Source organism: Mesorhizobium sp. ESP7-2 (genome assembly GCF_020164715.1).
In the GTDB taxonomy this organism is placed as follows: domain Bacteria; phylum Pseudomonadota; class Alphaproteobacteria; order Rhizobiales; family Rhizobiaceae; genus Mesorhizobium.
In genome coordinates this window covers 20777-39554 of sequence record NZ_JAIUGQ010000001.1, presented here as the reverse complement: position 1 = coordinate 39554, position 18778 = coordinate 20777, and the positions used below count along the sequence as shown (strand labels likewise).

Genomic DNA, 18778 nt, shown 5'->3' with positions numbered 1-18778 from the left:
ACCGCGGCACGCGACGTGGGACGGGAACCGGCTCGCCTGCCAATGCAGCCCAACGGAGCCAGTTGTGCGGGCGTCGCCGGACAGCTACCCTTGGCGTGGTGGCATGATGCCGTTCGAGAAAATCGAGTAAAGCCTTCATGAAGGTCGTTGAACGCTACATCATGCGCCGCGCTTTCGTGGTCTTCCTGGCAGCACTGGTCTGGACGCTGGCCATCGTGTGGACGACGCAAGTACTGGCCAAGATCAACCTGGTCACCGACAGCGGTCAGTCAGCTTTGACCTTCTTCGAGGTCGCGTCTCTTATTCTCCCCTCCATCGTTCCGATCGTCGTGCCTTTCGCGCTCGTGGTGGCCGTCGCCCAGACGCTCAGTGTGATGAATTCGGATTCGGAACTCGCGGTGGTCAACGCATCGGGGGCCTCGCGCTGGACCATCGTGCGGCCGATCATGCTGCTGGCGCTGGCCGCCAGCGTCTTTTCGTTCGCCGTGGACAACGGCATCGACCCCTATGCACGACAGAAAAACCGCGCGCTCGTGGCCGAGTCGCGCGCCGACCTTTTGTCGCTGATCATCCAGGAAGGCACCTTCCGCAAGATCGAGGACGGACTGTTCCTGCAGATTGGCGAGCGGCTTCCCGACAACCGGCTGGGTGGCATCTTCGTCGCCGATTCGCGCGAGGAAGGCGTCAATCTCGTCTATTATGCCAAGACCGGCAGCATTATCGAACGCGGCGGCGAAAAGGTGCTGATGATGAATGACGGCGTCATCCATCGCAAAACGCTGACGGGCGACCTCAGTGTCATCCGGTTCACGTCCTATGCCTTCGACATGTCGGCCTTCATGTCGGCGGCCAACCAGGTGACGCTCCTGCCAAAGGACCAGACGACGCAGTACCTGCTCAATCCAAGCCCCAACGACAAGAACTATCAGCAAAATCCCCAGGAGTACCGGGCCGAGGTCGACCAGCGATTTACGGAATGGACGTACTCCATGGTTTTCGCGCTGATCGCGCTCGCGGTCGCGGGAGACGCGCGTTCGCATCGCGAGGCGCGCGTCAATCCGCTGATCACGGCCATCGCGATATCGCTGTTCGTGCGCTGGCTGGGCTTCTTCGCCGCCAGCAAGGCCGACGAGGTCCCGCAATATTCCTATATGGTCTATGGCGTACCGATCGTGGCTTCCGCGGTGGCGATCTGGTTCATCGTGTCGAACCGGACCATGGAATTGCCGGTCGCCTGGGCGGACTGGATGACAAACCTGGCCAGCCGCATCGGTGACGGCTGGAATGCCATCAAGTTGCGTCTATCCAGGCGCGACACCTCGGGCCAAGGGGCCGGCTGATGGGCTGGACTCTGGGCCGTTACTTCTTCTTCCGCTACGTGGCGATCACGATCTGGTTCTTCCTCGGCCTTCTGGCGCTGGTATTCCTGATCGATTTCACCGAACTGTCGGGCCGCACTACCGGCCTGCCGGGGTTCACCTATGGCACGGCGATGGCCATTTCAGGCCTTCGAATGCCGATGATCATGCTGCAGACGGTGCCGTTTGTCGGCTTGTTCTCGGCGATGGCGACGCTGGTTTCGCTCAACCGACGTTACGAACTCGTCATCGCACGGTCCGCGGGCGTTTCCGCCTGGCAGTTCCTTTTGCCATGCTGCATCGGCGCACTGCTGTTTGGCGCCGTGTCGGTCGGGATCATCAACCCGCTCGCCGCGCACGCCTTCTCCTTGTCCGAACAGATCGAGACCGAGCTGCGCTCCGGCAAATCCAACACGGTTTCGGCCGATGCCGCTCCCTGGATTCGCCAGAAAACCAGTTCCGGCGACACGATCATCGGCGCGCGCGCCATCCTCGGCCAGGGTCTGGAGATGGCCGACGCGGTCTTTTTCATCCTCGACCAGCAGGGCAATATCGTCGAGCGCAAGGATGCGGCGCGTGCCTACCTGCGCGACGGCTATTGGGAATTGCAGGATGTGAAGACCTTCAGGAACGGCACCATCCAGACCGTCGCGAACGATCGTGTGCCGACCAATCTGAAGCCGGAATTCGTGCAGGAGCGGCTGGCGCGCCCGGAGACGATTCCCTTCTATGACCTGCCCGGAAAAATCGAGGTTGCCCGTTCCTTCGGCCTCAAGGCAAATGCCTTTGCCATGCAGTTTGATTCGCTGGTGGCGTTGCCGTTCCTCCTCGTCGCCATGACGCTGATTGCGGCAACAGTTTCAATGCGATTTGCGCGAATGGGGCAGTCGGCAACGATGATTCTAGGTGGCGTCGTTGCCGGGTTTCTGCTTTATGTCGTTTCGGTGCTGGTGAAGGCGTTCGGCGTGGCGGGGTTCGTGCCGACTGCGATAGCCGCCTGGGTGCCGGTCGTGGTAGCTATGTTCTTCGGGGTGACTTTCCTGCTATACAAGGAAGACGGCTAGTGAGGGAGGCGTTTTTGCCCAGCGACAGGCAGGCCCGTTTGGCGCGCCTCTATGCGGCGAGCGCCTTGGCGTGCCTGCTTGCCTGCGGCGTCCCGCTGCCGGCGTTCGCGCAGGATGTCGGCAACATGGCGGCCACGGTTCCGTCAGGCTCGCAGATGCTGCTGGCCGCCGACACGCTGGAATACAACAACGACAACCAGACCGTGACCGCCATCGGCGGCGTGCAGATCGACTATGGCGGCAACCGCCTCGTCGCCCAGAAGGTCGTCTACAACCGCAACACCAAGCGGATGGTCGCCAGTGGCAATGTCGAGATCGTCAACAGCGACGGCACCAAGATCAATTCTCAGCACATCGACATCACCGACGATTTCGCCGACGGTTTCGTCAACGCGCTACGCGTTGAAACCGTCGACAAGGCCTATTTCGCCGCCGAAAGCGCCGAACGCATGGGCGGCGTGCTGACCACCTTCCACAATGGTGTCTACACCGCATGCGAACCGTGCGAGGACAAGCCCGACAAGGCACCGACTTGGCGCGTCAAAGCCAGGAAGATCATCTGGAACGGTGAGAAGAAGACGGTTCGTTTCGAGAATGCGAATTTCGAGTTCTTCGGTTTTCCGCTGGCCTACCTGCCGGCGTTCGAGATCGCCGACCCGACGGTGAAGCGCAAGAGCGGCTTCCTGATCCCCAGCATCGGCTACAACAGCCATCTGGGGTACAGCGTCAAGGTTCCCTACTATTTCGCCCTTTCGCCGACATATGATCTGACGGTGACCGGAAGCGGCTACACCAAGCAGGGCTTCCTCGGCGAAGCCGAATGGCGCCAGCGCTTCAACAACGGCCAATACACTTTTAAGGTCGCCGGCATCCAGCAGCAGAATCCCGACGCCTTCATCGACAGCGCCGGCCGCAATATCGATTCGGGCGCAGTGGGCGATTCCAACAAGTTCCGCGGCATGATGGGCACGCAGGGGCAGTTCGCCATCAATGAACGCTGGAATTTCGGCTGGGACGTGCTGTTGCAGACCGACAAGGATTTCTCGCACACCTACAACATCGCCAAGTACAACGAATACGTTCACCAGTCGTCGGTCTACCTGACCGGTCTCAATGACCGTAACTATTTCGACGTGCGCGCCATGCATTTCGAAGTCCAGGAAAACACGCTCAACAGCAATCCAGCAGCGCGAAGCGGCCAGCAGCCGTGGGTGCTGCCGTCGCTCGACTATGCCTATATCCCCGACACATCGGTCGCCGGCGGCCAGCTGTCGCTCAACGTCAATACACGCGTCATCCGTCGCGAAGATCTCGACGAGACATATTTCGCCCCTTACTACCCCCCGTCAGGTACGCAGCGCGTGCGTGGCATCGAAGGCGAGTCCAGCCGTCTCACCGCCGAGGCCGAGTGGAAGCGCAGCTTTGTCACCGATGACGGGCTGGTGCTGACACCGTTGCTGGCGCTGCAAGGCGATGTCGACTATGTCAGAGCGTCATCGGCCTCGCTCACCGCAATCAACCAGATGGCGACGAATCTGGGCGAGCAGGACGACATGCGCTCGTCCTTTGCCCGTTACATGGCGACCGCCGGGCTCGAGATGAGCTGGCCGCTGTTGTTCTCGCTGGCCAGCGGGTCGAGCCACGTTGTCGAGCCGATGGCACAGGTGTTCCTGCGTCCGAACGAACAATATGTCGGCGGCCTCTCCATTCCGAACGAAGACGCTCAAAGCATGGTGTTCGACGCGACCACGCTGTTCGAACGCGACAAGTTCTCCGGTTATGACCGCATCGAGGGCGGCTCGCGTGCCAATGTCGGGCTGCGCTATTCCGGCTCCTACATCAATGGCTGGGGCACCAATGCGATCTTCGGCCAGTCCTATCAGATTGGCGGCGAAAACTCCTTCGCGGCGCCCGATCTGGTCAATGTCGGCGCAAATTCAGGGCTTGAAACCACCAAGTCCGACTATGTCGGCCTGTTTGGCATAACCAGCCCCAATGGCTTCGCCGCCTCGGTCAGTGGCCGTTTCGACGAACAGAGCTTCGAGATCCGCCGCGCCGAGCTGAAAGCTGCCTATTCCGGCCTGCCGGTGTCGTTGAGCGCCAAGTACGCCTTCATCCAGGCCCAGCCGCTCTATGGTTTCACGACCGACCGTCACGAGGTCACGCTCGGCGCATCGACGCATCTTGCCGAGAATTGGCGCGTGTTCGGGACAGGAACCTACGATTTGCAGGAGGGCCTGCTGGTCAAGGACGGGGTCGGCTTCGCCTACAACGATTCCTGCTTCACCTATCTGATGACGTACGCGCAGTCGCGTGACCTGAACACCAGGGAAGTGACGCAGAGCATCGGATTCAACCTGTCGTTCCGCACCCTCGGCGACTTCGGCTCGTCGACCAACGCAATCGACACCATCCAATAAGCGGCGACATCGTTTCGCCGCATAGGGCTGGCACGGATTCGCGTATCCGGAAGGGGACGGAATTGGGCGGAGCCGGAATGGAATTGGGATGCCAACGATGAGGAAATACCTCTTTTCAGCAGGGTTCGCGCTGCTTGTGGCGGCGACATCCGTGTCGATGACAGTGATGACGCCGCCGGCTTTCGCCAGCGAGATCAAATACGTCGTCAACGACATAGCAATCACCAGTGGTGATATCGCCCATCGTGCCGCCTTCCTGAAGCTGCAGCGCAAGAAGGGCGACGCTGCCCAGGAAATGATCGACCAGACACTGCGCGTCGCCGAGGCCAGACGGCTGGGCATTCGTATCAGCGATGCACAGGTCGCGGCCGCCTACCAGCGCTTTGCCACCAACAACAAGATGCAACTCGCTCAGCTTGATGGCGTCATGGAAAAATCCGGCGTCGGCAAGGATCATTTCAAGGAGTTCATTCGCGCCCAGATGGCATGGAACCAGGCCCTGAGCGCACGTTACCGTTCCGGCGAAGGTGGCAGCGTGACCGAACAGGACGCGGTGCGGCGCATGCTCGACAAGGGCGGAGCAAAGCCGAGCGCCATGGAATACATGCTGCAGCAGGTCATCTTCGTCGTGCCAGCGGCCGAACGCAGCGCGACACTGGCCAAACGCAAGCGCGAGGCCGACGCCATGCGTGCCCGCTTCAACGGCTGCAACACGACGCGCGAGTTCGCCAAGGGCCTGATCGACGTCACCGTTCGCGACCTCGGCCGGGTGCTGGCGCCGCAACTGCCGCCGGACTGGGCCGAGCAGATCAAAGCGACCAAGGTCGGTGGCGCCACCGTCACGCGCGAGACCGAACGCGGCGTCGAATTCATCGGCATCTGCTCGTCGCGCGAAGTGTCCGACGACAAGACGGCCCAGATGGTGTTCCAGAGCGAAGGCTCCAACGACAAGGCCGCCGACGATCTCAGCAAGAAATATGTCGACGAGCTGAAGGCGAAAGCCCGCATCGTCAAGCGCTGACGTGGGCAACGCGATGACCGCGCTGGCGTTGAGCGTCGGCGATCCGTCCGGTATCGGCCCTGAAATCGCCATCGCCGCCTTCCTTGCGCGCAACGCCGTCGGCTTGCCCCCCTTCTACCTGCTGGCCGACCCGGCCGTGGTCGCCTCTCGCGCACGCCACCTTGGCGTCCCGCTGCCTGTCGAGGAAGTGATGCCGGTGCAGGCAATCGAGGTCTTTGGCCGCGCCTTGCCGATCGTTCCCCTGACGGCGCGTTTCATCGACAGCCCCGGCCGACCCGACCCGGCCAATGCCGCGGGCACCATCGAAGCGATCGACCGCGCAGTCGGGGCCTGCCTTGCCGGCGAGGCCGCTGCCGTGGTGACCTGCCCGATAGCCAAGAAACCGCTCTACGATGCCGGCTTCCGTTTTCCCGGCCATACCGAATATCTGGCGCATCTTGCGGCTCGGCACAGCGGCCTCGAGGCGATGCCGGTGATGATGCTGGCAGGTCCCGACTTGCGCACGGTTCCCGTCACCATCCACATCGCTCTGGCCGAGGTGCCGAAGGCCCTGAGCACCGAATTGATCGTCGCGACCGCGCGCATCACCGCGGCCGACCTTGCCAACCGCTTCGGCATCGCCAAGCCGCGGCTCGCCATTGCCGGCCTCAATCCGCATGCCGGCGAAGGCGGCTCCATGGGCCTGGAAGACGAGCATATCGTGCGCCCGGCGGTCGACATCCTGCGCGCTGAAGGCATCGATGCTTTCGGCCCCCTGCCCGCCGACACCTTGTTCCATGCCCGGGCGCGGGCGGGCTACGACGTGGCACTTTGCATGTATCACGACCAGGCATTGATCCCGGCCAAGGCGCTGGCCTTCGACGAGGCGGTCAACGTCACGCTGGGCCTGCCCTTCATCCGCACCTCGCCCGACCACGGCACCGCCTTCGACATCGCCGGCAAGGGCGTGGCGCGACCCGACAGCCTGATCGCGGCGCTGAAGCTCGCCAGAAACCTCGCCGACATCGACGCAAAGGCCGTCGCCGCATGAGTGCTTCCGCTTCCGGTCTTCGCGCATGAGCATCGATGGGCTGCCTCCGTTGCGCGACGTCATCGAGCGCTATGGGCTGCAGGCGAAGAAGGCGCTCGGCCAGAACTTCCTGCTCGATCTCAATTTGACCGGCAAGATCGCACGCAGCGCCGGCGACCTGACAAATGCCACGGTGATCGAGGTCGGGCCTGGGCCTGGAGGGCTGACAAGGGCGCTGCTGTCGAACGGCGCCCGCCGGGTCGTCGCCATCGAGCGCGACGAACGCTGCCTGGCAGCGCTCGCCGAAGTCTCGGCTCATTACCCCGGTCGGCTGGAGGTGATTTCGGGCGACGCGCTGAAGACCGACTTCGCCGCCCTCGCCTCGGGGGCCGACCACGGTCCTGTCCGGATCGTAGCCAATCTGCCCTACAACATCGGCACCGAACTGCTGGTCCGATGGCTGACGGTTCCGGACTGGCCGCCCTTCTACGCCTCGATGACGCTGATGTTCCAGCGTGAGGTCGCCCAGCGCATCGTCGCGGCACCCGACAGCGATGCCTATGGCAGGCTGGGTGTGCTCGCCGGCTGGCGCACGCAGGCCAGAATCGCCTTCGACGTCCCGCCCCAGGCCTTCACGCCACCACCCAAGGTCACCTCTTCGGTGGTGCACCTGGAGCCGCGCACGACACCGCTGCCCGCCGATGTGAAGAAACTCGGCCGGGTCACGGAAGCCGCCTTCGGCCAACGCCGGAAGATGCTGCGGCAGAGCGTGAAAAGCCTCGGCGGCGAGGCCTTGCTCGAACGAGCGGGGATCGACCCGACGCGCAGGGCGGAAACACTCAGCGTCGAGGAGTTCGTGCGGCTGACGAATGCGGTCTAGCGCCGGCAAGTCTGGAATTGCCACGATCAAGACATAGGTAGTCTGGCGAACATGCCGGAGAACCAAGAATGCCCGCCTATGTCATTTCCGATGTCACGGTCCGCGACGAAGAGGCGTTGCGGACATACCGCTCCCGCGCCGCGGCCTCGATCGCCCGGTATGGCGGGCGCTATCTGGTGCGCGGCGGTCAGGTGCAGACGCTGGAAGGTGAGTGGCATCCGGAGCCGCTGATCGTTGTCGAATTTCCTGACATCGAGCAAGCACGGCGCTGGTACGCATCCGCCGAATATGCGGCGGCGCTGGAGGTGCGCGATGCCGCGCTCGACCGACGTCTGATCCTGGTCGACGGCATGGCGCCCTGACGCCAGTCAGACGGTTTTTTCGTCCAACAATCCCGACACGAAATCGAAGAGACCGGGCCGGCGGTCGCGCCGCAGCCGCTCGGCGACGACGATACCGCGCACCTCGGCGAAGGCGCGGTCGAGATCGTCATTGACGATGACGAAATCATATTCCTTCCAGTGCTCGATCTCATTGCAGGCGTTCTTCAGCCGCGTCTCGATCACCGCCTCCTGGTCCTCGGCGCGGCGCTTCAGCCGCGCCTTCAATTCCTTCATGGACGGAGGCAGGATGAAGATCGAGACGATGTCGGCGCGCATCTTCTCCTTGAGCTGCTGAGCGCCCTGCCAGTCGATGTCGAACAGCATGTCGCGCCCCTGGGCCAGCGCCAGTTCGGCCGGCTCGCGCGGTGTCGCATAGCAATTGCCATGCACCTCCGCCCATTCGAGCAGCGAGTCGGAATCGCGCAACCGCTCGAATTCGCGCATCGTGCGGAAATGGTAGTGAACGCCCTCGATTTCCGAGCCGCGGCGCGGCCTCGTGGTGACCGAGACCGACAGTTCGAGGCTTGAATCGCTCTCCAGCAGGTTGCGCGCGATCGTCGACTTGCCGGCACCCGATGGTGACGACAGGACGAGCATCAGCCCTCGGCGGCGGATGCGGGACCCCAAATCCCTGGGAACCATCGGTTCCTTGGCAACCATCGGCTACTCCAGATTCTGGACCTGTTCACGGAACTGGTCGACCACAGCCTTCAATTCCAGCCCAATCGCTGTGACCGCCGCGGCATTCGACTTGGAGCACAGCGTATTTGATTCGCGGTTAAATTCCTGTGCCAGAAAATCGAGTTTGCGGCCGACGGCGCCGCCACCCACGAGCAAGGTCCGGCCAGACGCGACATGCGTCTTCAGCCGGTCTATCTCTTCGCGAATATCGGCCTTGGTGGCAAGGAACGCCGCCTCCATGTGCAGCCGGCTTGCATCCAGATTGGCGGATGCGTCCATCAGCAGCCTGACCTGCTCGGCGATGCGTTCGCGGATCGCCGCCGTATCGCGTGACGGGTCGGCTTCCGCGCGCAGGGTCAGTGTCTCGATGGTGTCGATATGGCCGGACAAAAGCAGGGCCAGCGCGGCGCCCTCGCCTTGGCGGGCCTGTTCCAGACCGTTCAGCGCCGCGTCGAGCGCGCCTATGATGGCGGTGTCGAGCACGGCCCGCACCTCTTCGGTTTCGATGGTTTCGGCAACGTCGAGCACACCACGCAGCGACAGCAATCCATCAGCCGTCGCAGGCGCAACGCCGAACTGTTCCTGCAGCCGCTTGGCCAGGCCGGCGAGATCTTTCAGAAACGCCTCGTTGACGATGGGTTGCGCCTGCGCGCCGGCGGCGCGGCCGATGGTCAGCGTCGCCTGGAAATTGCCGCGCGCGAAACGCTTCTGCAGCGTTTGCCTGACTACAGGCTCCAACCGCTCGAACCCCTGCGGCAGCCGCAGCCGCACCTCGACGCTCTTGCCATTGACGGATTTGACCTCCCAGGCAATCGAGGTGCCGTCATGCTCGGCGACGGCCCGCGCAAAACCGGTCATGCTCTGCAAATTCATGTCGCCTGCACATCCCTGAAGCCTCACCCCAAACCGGTTTTCCGGAGGGGCAAGCGCGGCTTAAAATGACCACGCCGCGAATGCGTCGAAATCGGACGCCTGGCGTTCTTTCAAATGTCAGGCTGTCGCCTTCCAGGCAACGCCTTTCTTCACCTTACTGGGCCGCGCCGGCATCACCGCCGGCATCGCCATTGTCGCCACCGGTACCATCGCTGCCGTCGACAGGCTTATCTGCTACTGCAGGCTTGTCGGCACTGCCGCTGGTACCGGCGGCAGCGGCTGCCTTGGCTGCTTCATCGGCCTGCTTCTTCTGCAGCGCGCGATAGCGGGCGACGTTTTCATTGTGCTCGTTCAGGGTCGACGCAAAGACGTGACCACCCGTGCCGTCGGCGACGAAATAGAGATCGTCGGTCTTCGACGGATTGGCCACGGCCTCGAGGGCCGCGCGGCCGGGATTGGCGATAGGCGTCGGCGGCAGGCCGCTGATCACATAAGTATTGTAAGGCGTCTGCTTCTGGATGTCGGACTGGTAGATGGGGCGGTCCGCCGGCTTGCCCTTGCCGCCAAACAAACCATAGATGATGGTCGGATCGGACTGCAGGCGCATGCCCTTGGCCAACCGGTTCAGGAAGACGGCGGCCACGCGTGAGCGTTCATCGCCCTTGCCGGTTTCCTTCTCGACGATAGAGGCCAGGGTGACAAAGTCCTCGACGTTGGCCAGGGGCAGATCCGGCGCGCGCCGCTGCCAAACCTCATCGACCAGTTTCTTCTGATCGGCGAGCAGCTTGTCGACCATCTGCTGACGCGTCGCGCCACGCGTGAAGCGCAGCGTGTCGGTGGCAAGGCTGCCCTCGGGGGGCGTCTTCGCCGGCATGTCGCCGCTCAGGGCGGGTTCGTCGGCGATACGCTGCAAGGCCTGCTCGACGGTCAGCCCTTCCGGAACCGTCAGCGAGTACATCACCGACTTGCCGCTCTTCAGGAGTTCCATGATGTCGCGCATGGATGCCCTGGGCTTGATCTCGTATTCGCCGGCCTTGAGCGCGGAATCGTTGCCGAAGGCACGCACCCCGAGGCGGAATACGCGCGCGTCGCTGATCAGTCCGCGGCGCTCAAGCTGGTCGGCGATGTCCTGGACGCCGGTGCTGGGCTTGACGAGGAAGGTGTCGCCATTGGCGGATGGGCCGGGTTCGGTAAACTCCTGCTTGCCGAAATAGAGGGCCATGCCCGCCGCCAGAACCATCAGCACCACCAAGGAGATGACGAAGTTCATGAACACGACGATCTGGCTGCGCGAAGCGCGCGACCGTTTCGGAGGCGGCGTTCCGGCCTCCGGCCGCAGCGCCTCGCTGGCTGTCTTCGGCACGATCGGCCCGGTGTTCGCCGGCCTTTGCCCGAATTCTCCGTTGCCTGACGGATTTGTGTTCATTTCGCCCTACCGTTTGATCTCTCAACGAATCCCCTGCGGCAGAGTAGGGGCGAATATGGCAAAATTGACGACACGCCAAAGCATCGCCCGGCAGCTCGGTCAGCCATTATAACGCTGGAAGACGAGCGAAGCGTTGGTGCCGCCGAAGCCGAAGGAATTGGACAGGGCCACGTCGATCTGGCGAGCGCGTGGCTTGTTCGGCACCAGGTCGATCGCGGTTTCGCGCTCGGGATTGTCGAGGTTGATGGTCGCCGGTGCGATATTGTCGCGGATGGCGAGGATCGAAAAGATCGCTTCGGCCGCGCCCGCCGCTCCCAGCAGATGGCCGATCGACGACTTGGTCGACGACATCGAAATCTTGGACGCCGCATTGCCGACCAGCCGCTCGACGGCGCCGAGTTCGATCGTGTCGGCCATGGTCGAGGTGCCGTGCGCATTGATGTAATCGACGTCGGCTGGCGTAAGCTTTGCCCGGTTCAGCGCCGCCGTCATGCAACGGAACGCCCCGTCGCCATCTTCGGCCGGTGCGGTGATGTGATAAGCGTCGCCGGTCAGACCGTAGCCGGTCACCTCGGCATAGATCTTGGCGCCGCGCGCCTTGGCGTGCTCGAGTTCCTCCAGCACGACGACACCGGCGCCCTCGCCCATGACGAAGCCGTCGCGGTCGCGGTCGTAGGGCCGCGAGGCGGTTTGCGGGGCATCGTTGCGTTCGGTCGAGAGTGCCCTGCAGGCGGCGAAGCCGGCGAGCGACAGCCGGGTCACCGGCGATTCGGCGCCGCCAGCCAGCATGATGTCGGCATCGCCGAAGATGATCAACCGGGCGGCGTCGCCAATGGCGTGCGCGCCGGTCGAGCAAGCGGTGACGACAGCGTGGTTGGGGCCTTTCAATCCGTGCCGGATCGAAACCTGGCCCGATACGAGATTGATGATGTTTCCGGGAATGAAGAACGGGCTGATGCGGCGTGGGCCGCGTTCCTTGAGGATGATCGCGTTCTCGGCGATGCCCTCGAGCCCGCCGATGCCGGAGCCGATCAGCACGCCGGTGGCGCAACGCTCCTCTTCGGTTGAAGGCTTCCAGCCGGAATCCTTCAACGCTTCATCGGCGGCCGCGATCCCGTACAGGATGAAGTCGCCGATCTTGCGAAGTTCCTTCGGCTCAAGAATGGCTTCGGGATTGAGCGTGCCGTTGGAGCCGTCGCCACGCGGAATGACGTGGGCGATCTTGCAGGCAAGATCGTCCACCTCGAACTCGGTGACGCGCTTGGCGGCGCTGCGGCCGGTCAGCAGTTCCTTCCAGCCGTGCTCGAAGCCCATACCGAACGGCGAAACCAGGCCAAGGCCCGTTACGACGACACGCCTCATCGCAGGTCCTCCCCGGTGATGACTGCAGAAAGCGTCAGGCCGAAGCCTTGTCGATGTACTTCACCGCATCGCCGACCGTCAGAATGGTCTCGGCTGCGTCGTCCGGGATCTCGACGCCGAATTCTTCTTCGAACGCCATGACGAGTTCAACCGTGTCGAGGCTGTCAGCGCCCAGATCATCGATGAAGCTCGCCTGCTCCGTCACTTTGTCGGCATCGACGCCAAGGTGTTCGATGACGATCTTCTTGACGCGCTCTGCGGTGTCACTCATTTGGGGCATCCTCGTCTTTTGTTTGTCTGTCTTCGTTAGCGGGCGGAATGCCGCTAATCAAGCTGAAAGATGGTCCTGCCGGTAACGCAACGGCCACGGACCGGTTTTGCCCGAACCGCCGGGTTGCGGGCCGCATTACACGAAAAATAGCCGAGGTCCAAGCCGAAATGGTGGGTTTTCACAGCACAGCGATGACGCTGCCGAACCTCGCTCAGATCATCGCCATGCCGCCATTCACGTGAATGGTCTGCCCGGTTACGTAGGCGGCCTCGTTCGAAGCCAGATAGGCAACGGCGGACGCCACTTCGGCACTGGTGCCCATGCGCTTGGTGGGGATCGCCGCCATGATCGCCTCTTTCTGCTTGTCGTTGAGCTTGTCGGTCATCGCCGATTCGATGAAGCCCGGAGCGACGCAGTTGACGGTGATGTTGCGGGTGGCGATCTCCTGCGCCAGCGATTTGGACAAGCCGATCATTCCGGCCTTGGAGGCGCAGTAGTTCGCCTGGCCAGGATTGCCGGTCACCCCGACCACCGAAGTGATGTTGATGATGCGGCCATGGCGGCGGCGCATCATCGGGTGGGTCAGTTCACGGGTCAGCCGGAAAACGGCGGCGAGATTGACCTCCAGCACCGTATCCCAGTCGGCGTCCGACATGCGCACGAACAGGCCGTCCTTGGTGATGCCGGCATTGTTGACCAGGATGTCGACGCCCTCGAGATCGGCCTCCGCCTTCTGGCCGAGTGCCTTGACCTCGTCGCGGTTCGACAGGTTGGCCGGGAACAGCTTGACCCGGTCGCCCAGTTCGGAGGCCAGCGTCTCCAGTTTCTCGACGCGCGTGCCGTGCAGGCCGACGATCGCGCCCTGTGCATGCAGCACCCTGGCGATCGCCTCGCCGATGCCCCCCGATGCGCCGGTGACAAGCGCCTTGCGGCCGGTCAATTCGAACATTTTTGTCTCCAGGTTGAGAAGAGGGCACCCCATATAGGGATGGTATCAAATGGCGTTTTATGCAAGCGCCGCCAATGCCGCCTCGACCTCGGCCGCGGAACCTACAGAGGCGGTGGCGATGTCGCGGTTGATGCGACGAGCCAGTCCCGAAAGCACCTTGCCGGCGCCGATCTCGTAAAGCGTCGAGACACCGTTGGCGCCGAACCATTCCACAGTTTCGCGCCAACGCACGCGACCGGTCACCTGCTCGACCAGACGCCGGGCGATCTCGTCGGGATCGATCGATGGCTGCACCGATACGTTGGAAAGGACGGGAACGACTGGCGCAGTCTTTGCCACGCCGGCAAGAGCCTCGCGCATGACGTTGGCCGCAGGTGCCATCAGCGCAGAATGGAAGGGCGCCGACACCTGCAGCATCAGCGCCCGTTTGGCGCCCTTTTCGGTGCACAGTTTCGCTGCCAGCTCAACCGCGGCCTTCGCACCTGAGATGACCAGCTGGCCGCCGCCATTGTCGTTGGCGATCTGGCAAATCGAGCCCTTTGCGGCCTCGGCACAGGCAGCTTCGACATCGGCCTGCTCCAACCCGATGATCGCCGCCATGGCGCCTTCGCCGGCCGGCACCGCTGCCTGCATGGCGTTGCCGCGAATGCGCAGCAGACGGGCGGCATCGCCAACAGAAACGAAGCCGGCGGCGGCGAGTGCCGAATATTCGCCCAGCGAGTGGCCGGCGACATAGGCGACCTTGTCGTTCAGCGAGAAACCGCGCGCTTCCAGCGCCCTGATCGCCGCCAACGACACCGCCATCAGCGCCGGCTGCGCGTTGGCCGTCAGCGTCAAGGTCTCTTCGGGACCTTCCCAGATCAGCTTCGACAGGTTTTCGCCGAGCGCGTCGTCGACTTCCTGGAAAATCCTACGTGCCTCGGGAAAAGCATCGGCGAGATCCTTGCCCATGCCGACAGCCTGGCTGCCTTGTCCCGGAAAGGTGAATGCAACGGCCATGCGAGGGCTCCCCAGACTGGTTTTGCTTGCCTGATACTACGAATTTTCCCTGCCTGTGGCGCAAGGCAGCCTGCCAAGTCAAGCCACTTCAGCCCATGCCGAACGCCGTATCCGCGCGCGCGTGCCTGTTCCAAAAGGCTTTTTGGCGATCACACCTGATGAAAACCGCTCACGAATCGTTTGCTGGCTCTTCTTATTTCCGCCACAGGCGCTAGCCTTGCGTGACAATTATATGACAATCGAATGACGTGGGTCGTCTTTGGGTGGGAAGTTAAAGTGGCAAAGAGTTTCAAACGTACCGGCAACGCCGCGCCGCAATTCCTGGAAGACGATCCGTCCACGGGCTATCTGCCGGGCCGGAAATGGCCGGTCGTCCGCTACGGACTGATCAGCCTGGCGATCTCGGCTGTCCTGGTGTTCGCCATCGAACTGATCGTGCGGGGTGATGTCGCCGGCACCGTTTCCTTCTTCCTGCAGCCGCTCAAGCCCGGCTGGACCACCATCGTCGTGTTCGCGCTGATCCTGATCGGCCTCGACGCGGTGCTCGGCCGCAGTCATCAAAGCCTGATGATCGTGGCGCCGCTGACCCTGTCGCTGGCCTTTGTCGGCCACCAGAAATCGCATTATCTCGGCGATCCGCTCTACCCGACCGATTTTCTCTATGCCCGCCAGATCTTCGCCCTGCTGCCGCTCCTTGTGCGCGACCGGCCTATGACCGCGCTCGCCATGGTCGTGGGCATCGTCGCCGGCCTGTCCCTGCTGGTCTACGGCTGGCGGCTTTGGCGCCGCAAGGTTCCGGCCCTCAGCCACAAGGGCCGCCTTGCCCGGCTGACGCTGGCGGTGCCGCTGCTCGCCTTCTTCGTCTCGATCATGGACTATGCCACCTTCTCGTGGACGCGGGACCGGCTGCAGATCATCCCGATCATGTGGGACCAGAAGGAAAACTACGCCTCCAATGGCTTTGCGCTCGCCTTCGCGCTCAACGTGCCGATGGCGCACGTCTCGGCCCCGCCAGGCTATTCCGACAAGGCTATTGCGGCCATTGACCGAACCAATGTGACCGCCTCGGTGCCGGCCCAGAAGCCAGACATCATCGTCGTCATGAGCGAATCCTTCTGGGATCCGACCAAGCTGCCCGGCGTCACCATCACCCCCGATCCGATGCCCAATGTGCGGGCGCTTCGCTCGGGTTCGATGTTCTCGCCTGAATTCGGCGGCATGACCGCCAATATCGAATTCGAGGCGCTGACCGGGTTCTCGAACGCCTTCCTGCCGGCCGGCAGCATCCCCTACCAGCAATATGTGCGCACCCCGACACCGTCGATGGCGACCTTCCTGAAGAGCGAAGGCTATAAGGCGCGCGCCATCCATCCAGGCACCAACTGGTTCTGGAATCGCGGCGCGGTCTATGCCGATTTCGGTTTCAACGACTTCAAATCGGAAGAGACGCTGCCGCCCATGCAAAAGCGCGGACCGCTGGCATCCGACGCCGCGATGACCGACGAAATCATCCGCGAAGCCGATGCCAGCGACGACCCCGTGTTTTTCTTCGCGGTCAGCCTGCAGAACCACGGCCCCTATGAACCGAGACGTTATTCCAACCCGACCCACTCGGTGCAAGCCCCGATCAGCCAGTGGGCGCGTGAGTCGCTGCTCTCCTATGCCGAGGGTTCAGCCGACGCGGACCACGGCCTCGAACGGCTGGTCGAATGGGCCAAGACGCGCGAGCGGCCGACGATTGTCGTCTTTTTCGGCGACCATCTGCCGCCACTTGGACCGGTCTATGTCGAGACCGGCTTCCTGAAGGACAACGTCGCGCCCCGCAGGGAACCGACACCGGAGGCGGCTCTCGAACATCACGCGACACCGCTGATCATCTGGTCGAACCGCTCAGGCCCGGTCGAGAATCTGGGGACGGTGAGCCCTGCCTTCCTCCCCTATCATATCCTCACCGCGGCGGGCATCACCCACCCTTACTACACCGGCTTCCTGGGCGAGATGCGGGAGCGCTATCGCGTTGTCGACCGCAACCTGCTGCTCACGCCGACGGGTGAGGCCACGTCCGACTGGGCGCGACAGCAGGAGATCGACCCGGCGATCCGCGATTTCCGGCTGATCCAGTACGACATGATGTTCGGCAAGCGCCATGCGGCGCCCGACTTCTTCCCCGAGACGGTCGGCAAGGTTGTCGCCCATACGAGCTGAGGGTCTCGATCCCCTCAGTAATGCGCGCGCCCCTCGGTGTCGGCGCTCAATTCGTCAGTTGCAGTTTCGAGAACTTGTTGGCGATCTGCTGAAAGACGTTCGGCAGCTTGGCCGGGTCGTTGACGGCATAATAATCGCTCGGGTCGGAAGCGCAGGCGCTGTAAAGCGTGCGGTTGGCGGGGGTCTCGGATTGCAGCACCAGAGTGTAGATTTGCACTCCCTCGTTCTTCAACTGCGTGCAGACGCTCTTGGTCCAGCCGTCGACATTGCGGGCCGCCGTCGCCTGGTTATCCGACCCGAAGCGGCCACCCGCCAGATAGCCATAGGATGTGTAGTCGGACTTCGTCGGCTGTTCATCACTGGCGCCATAGACGACATTCTCACCGTCGGTGAGCAACAGCACGATCTTGCTGATGCCAGGCGTCTTGAACGGCGCACCGCCGGTATAGGGCGCGCCGGGCGAGAGCACCCGCATGCCCCAGGACAGCCCTTCCGACACATTGGTGCCCGAACCATTCCACTCGGTCATCTGGCTTGCCGCCTTGCGCAGCTTGTCGAAATCGTCGGTCAAGGGAACGACAGGGGTAGGGCAGGAACGGTTGGGACCAACGGTGATCGCGGAACCGGTCTCGGTTATGAGTTCCTTAACGGGCGCTACATATTTCGCGACCTCTTCCTTGGTGGATTTGTCGGGATCGCTGTCGAGGCCACTGAAGTCGATGCCGAGCCGGTTGTTGCCTTTCTGTTTGTCCAGCTTGACCGTGTCGCCGGTGTCGGCGAGATAAGAATTGTTGTAGTATTTTGCCTGATTGCCGTAGGAGCTGGACGGCATCTGCGCATCTCCCGGATCATCCGGCGCGAAATAGGGAACGAACAGCGTGTCGGGCTTGGCCGGGTCGGGCGGCGTGTCGGAAATGTTATAGGCGCCGGCCCGCGCCTCCACGCAGCCCTTCCATCCCGTGCCGTTCCATCCGGACTCGGCCCATCCGGTGTCCTTCAGCTGCTTGAACAGCGCCATGTGGTTCGGGCGCTTGCCGTCGATGACGGGGAAATTGATGCCGTTGGTCGAGGATTTGCCGTCCATGTCGATCCAGGACGGGTCGAACCCGTCGCCGTTGACGTTCACGGCCGTGACGAAGGGAACCAGCGAAGCACGGACCTGGCGCGTCGGCGATTTTGTCGATTCGAGAGTGTCGAGCAATGATTTGGTCGCGGCCCTGAGCGCCGTCATGCGGGCGCCGGCCATCGAGCCGGTATTGTCCAGCACCAGCACGACTTCGAGCTGGTTGTTCGATTCGACCGCCGACGCATCGACCACGATGTGCTTGCTCTGGCCGAACAGGAAAGCGAAGTTCAGATTGACGTCGGCCGAGGCGACCGCCTTGGTCTTGATGAAATTGACGCCCTTGTCGACGGTCAGCGTCGCCTGCGCGTTGACGAGTTCGCCATGGCCAACGATGTTGGCCTGGAAATAGCGGTTGAAGGCGTCGGTGCGGGTAATGTCCAGATCGCCAAGATGCGACGAGGCAAGATTTGCCGCATCGAGCGCATTCTGCAGGTTGCTCTTCGCCCGCATCATGGTCGAGACATCGGTCGCGAAGGCCACGGCCGACAGAATGGCTGGCAGCCCCAACCCCATCAGAAGCGCGAAATTGCCGCTCTTCGAGCGCCAGAATCTGTTGAGAAGCATCCTTACCCCCGGAAATGCTTGCCGCTTGATATGCGCGGTTGCCCGGTCTTTTGCATGTTGCATGATGAATCGACCGTTGACGGCCGGACTCAACACGACGCAAGCTGATATTGTGGTTAAGCGCCGGTTGCCGGGAAAATCGCCAGGCCTTGCCGGCGCCGCTACTCGATTTTCCGGTGGCTGCGAC

17 protein-coding genes are annotated in these 18778 nt (G+C 62.8%); 9 read left to right on the top strand and 8 right to left on the bottom strand.

Features of this window, described 5'->3' with window-relative positions; translation table 11 throughout:
- Nucleotides 1-137: 137 nt before the first annotated feature.
- From lptF to LB543_RS00160, 7 genes are all read left to right on the top strand, one after another.
- The gene (gene lptF / locus LB543_RS00190) at nucleotides 138-1340 is read left to right on the top strand and encodes an LPS export ABC transporter permease LptF (RefSeq protein ID WP_224612039.1); all 1203 of its coding nucleotides are present in this window, start codon (nucleotides 138-140) and stop codon (nucleotides 1338-1340) included.
- The gene (lptG, locus tag LB543_RS00185) at nucleotides 1337-2422 is read left to right on the top strand and encodes an LPS export ABC transporter permease LptG (RefSeq protein ID WP_181178731.1); all 1086 of its coding nucleotides are present in this window, start codon (nucleotides 1337-1339) and stop codon (nucleotides 2420-2422) included. Before lptF ends, lptG begins: the two co-directional genes overlap by 4 nt.
- Nucleotides 2422-4842, top strand: a complete 2421-nt coding sequence (locus LB543_RS00180) for an LPS-assembly protein LptD (RefSeq protein WP_224612037.1) — start codon at nucleotides 2422-2424, stop codon at nucleotides 4840-4842. Before lptG ends, LB543_RS00180 begins: the two co-directional genes overlap by 1 nt.
- An 88-nt stretch (nucleotides 4843-4930) precedes the next feature.
- Complete coding sequence (locus LB543_RS00175; RefSeq protein WP_181183028.1) at nucleotides 4931-5863, top strand: peptidylprolyl isomerase; 933 nt, start codon at nucleotides 4931-4933, stop codon at nucleotides 5861-5863.
- Nucleotides 5864-5876: 13 nt separating this feature from the next.
- Nucleotides 5877-6893 (top strand): 4-hydroxythreonine-4-phosphate dehydrogenase PdxA, encoded by a 1017-nt coding sequence (pdxA, locus tag LB543_RS00170; RefSeq protein WP_224612036.1) that lies wholly within the window; start codon nucleotides 5877-5879, stop codon nucleotides 6891-6893.
- A gap of 25 nt (nucleotides 6894-6918) precedes the next feature.
- Nucleotides 6919-7752: a 16S rRNA (adenine(1518)-N(6)/adenine(1519)-N(6))-dimethyltransferase RsmA gene (gene rsmA / locus LB543_RS00165; protein ID WP_224612034.1), complete on the top strand. Its 834-nt coding sequence runs from the start codon at nucleotides 6919-6921 to the stop codon at nucleotides 7750-7752.
- A 68-nt stretch (nucleotides 7753-7820) separates the two neighbouring features.
- Complete coding sequence (locus LB543_RS00160; protein ID WP_224612032.1) at nucleotides 7821-8114, top strand: DUF1330 domain-containing protein; 294 nt, start codon at nucleotides 7821-7823, stop codon at nucleotides 8112-8114.
- A 6-nt stretch (nucleotides 8115-8120) separates the two neighbouring features.
- Here the strand turns inward: LB543_RS00160 and gmk are convergent, their stop codons facing one another.
- The 3 genes from gmk to mltG all read right to left on the bottom strand — a co-directional run bounded on the left by gmk (nucleotide 8121) and on the right by mltG (nucleotide 10959).
- Entirely contained in the window at nucleotides 8121-8777 is a 657-nt protein-coding gene (gene gmk / locus LB543_RS00155) for a guanylate kinase (protein WP_224612836.1), read from the bottom strand.
- A 21-nt stretch (nucleotides 8778-8798) separates the two neighbouring features.
- Nucleotides 8799-9689: a YicC/YloC family endoribonuclease gene (locus LB543_RS00150; protein WP_140762051.1), complete on the bottom strand. Its 891-nt coding sequence runs from the start codon at nucleotides 9687-9689 to the stop codon at nucleotides 8799-8801.
- Between the two features lie 154 nt (nucleotides 9690-9843).
- Nucleotides 9844-10959: an endolytic transglycosylase MltG gene (gene mltG / locus LB543_RS00145; RefSeq protein ID WP_224612030.1), complete on the bottom strand. Its 1116-nt coding sequence runs from the start codon at nucleotides 10957-10959 to the stop codon at nucleotides 9844-9846.
- Here mltG and LB543_RS00140 point away from each other — a divergent pair.
- Nucleotides 10958-11227 carry a hypothetical protein gene (locus tag LB543_RS00140; protein WP_224612028.1) on the top strand — a complete coding sequence of 90 codons (270 nt, stop codon included), beginning with the start codon at nucleotides 10958-10960 and terminating at the stop codon, nucleotides 11225-11227. The genes mltG and LB543_RS00140 overlap by 2 nt on opposite strands.
- Here LB543_RS00140 and fabF read toward each other — a convergent pair.
- The 4 genes from fabF to fabD all read right to left on the bottom strand — a co-directional run bounded on the left by fabF (nucleotide 11215) and on the right by fabD (nucleotide 14696).
- Nucleotides 11215-12477 carry a beta-ketoacyl-ACP synthase II gene (fabF, locus tag LB543_RS00135; RefSeq protein WP_224590500.1) on the bottom strand — a complete coding sequence of 421 codons (1263 nt, stop codon included), beginning with the start codon at nucleotides 12475-12477 and terminating at the stop codon, nucleotides 11215-11217. The two genes, LB543_RS00140 and fabF, sit on opposite strands and share 13 nt — an antisense overlap.
- Before the next feature lie 34 nt (nucleotides 12478-12511).
- Nucleotides 12512-12748, bottom strand: coding sequence for an acyl carrier protein (locus tag LB543_RS00130; RefSeq protein WP_006203723.1), 237 nt, complete (start codon nucleotides 12746-12748; stop codon nucleotides 12512-12514).
- A 211-nt stretch (nucleotides 12749-12959) separates the two neighbouring features.
- Nucleotides 12960-13697: a 3-oxoacyl-[acyl-carrier-protein] reductase gene (gene fabG / locus LB543_RS00125; RefSeq protein ID WP_140762058.1), complete on the bottom strand. Its 738-nt coding sequence runs from the start codon at nucleotides 13695-13697 to the stop codon at nucleotides 12960-12962.
- Nucleotides 13698-13754: 57 nt separating this feature from the next.
- Nucleotides 13755-14696 carry an ACP S-malonyltransferase gene (fabD, locus tag LB543_RS00120; RefSeq protein WP_224612027.1) on the bottom strand — a complete coding sequence of 314 codons (942 nt, stop codon included), beginning with the start codon at nucleotides 14694-14696 and terminating at the stop codon, nucleotides 13755-13757.
- 243 nt (nucleotides 14697-14939) lie between these two features.
- Here fabD and LB543_RS00115 point away from each other — a divergent pair, with 243 nt between their 5' ends.
- A complete protein-coding gene (locus tag LB543_RS00115) occupies nucleotides 14940-16901 on the top strand; it encodes an LTA synthase family protein (RefSeq protein WP_140762064.1) in 1962 nt (653 codons plus the stop codon).
- A 46-nt stretch (nucleotides 16902-16947) separates the two neighbouring features.
- Here LB543_RS00115 and LB543_RS00110 read toward each other — a convergent pair whose 3' ends face one another.
- Nucleotides 16948-18591, bottom strand: a complete 1644-nt coding sequence (locus tag LB543_RS00110) for a pilus assembly protein (protein ID WP_224612025.1) — start codon at nucleotides 18589-18591, stop codon at nucleotides 16948-16950.
- Between the last annotated feature and the right edge of the window lie 187 nt (nucleotides 18592-18778).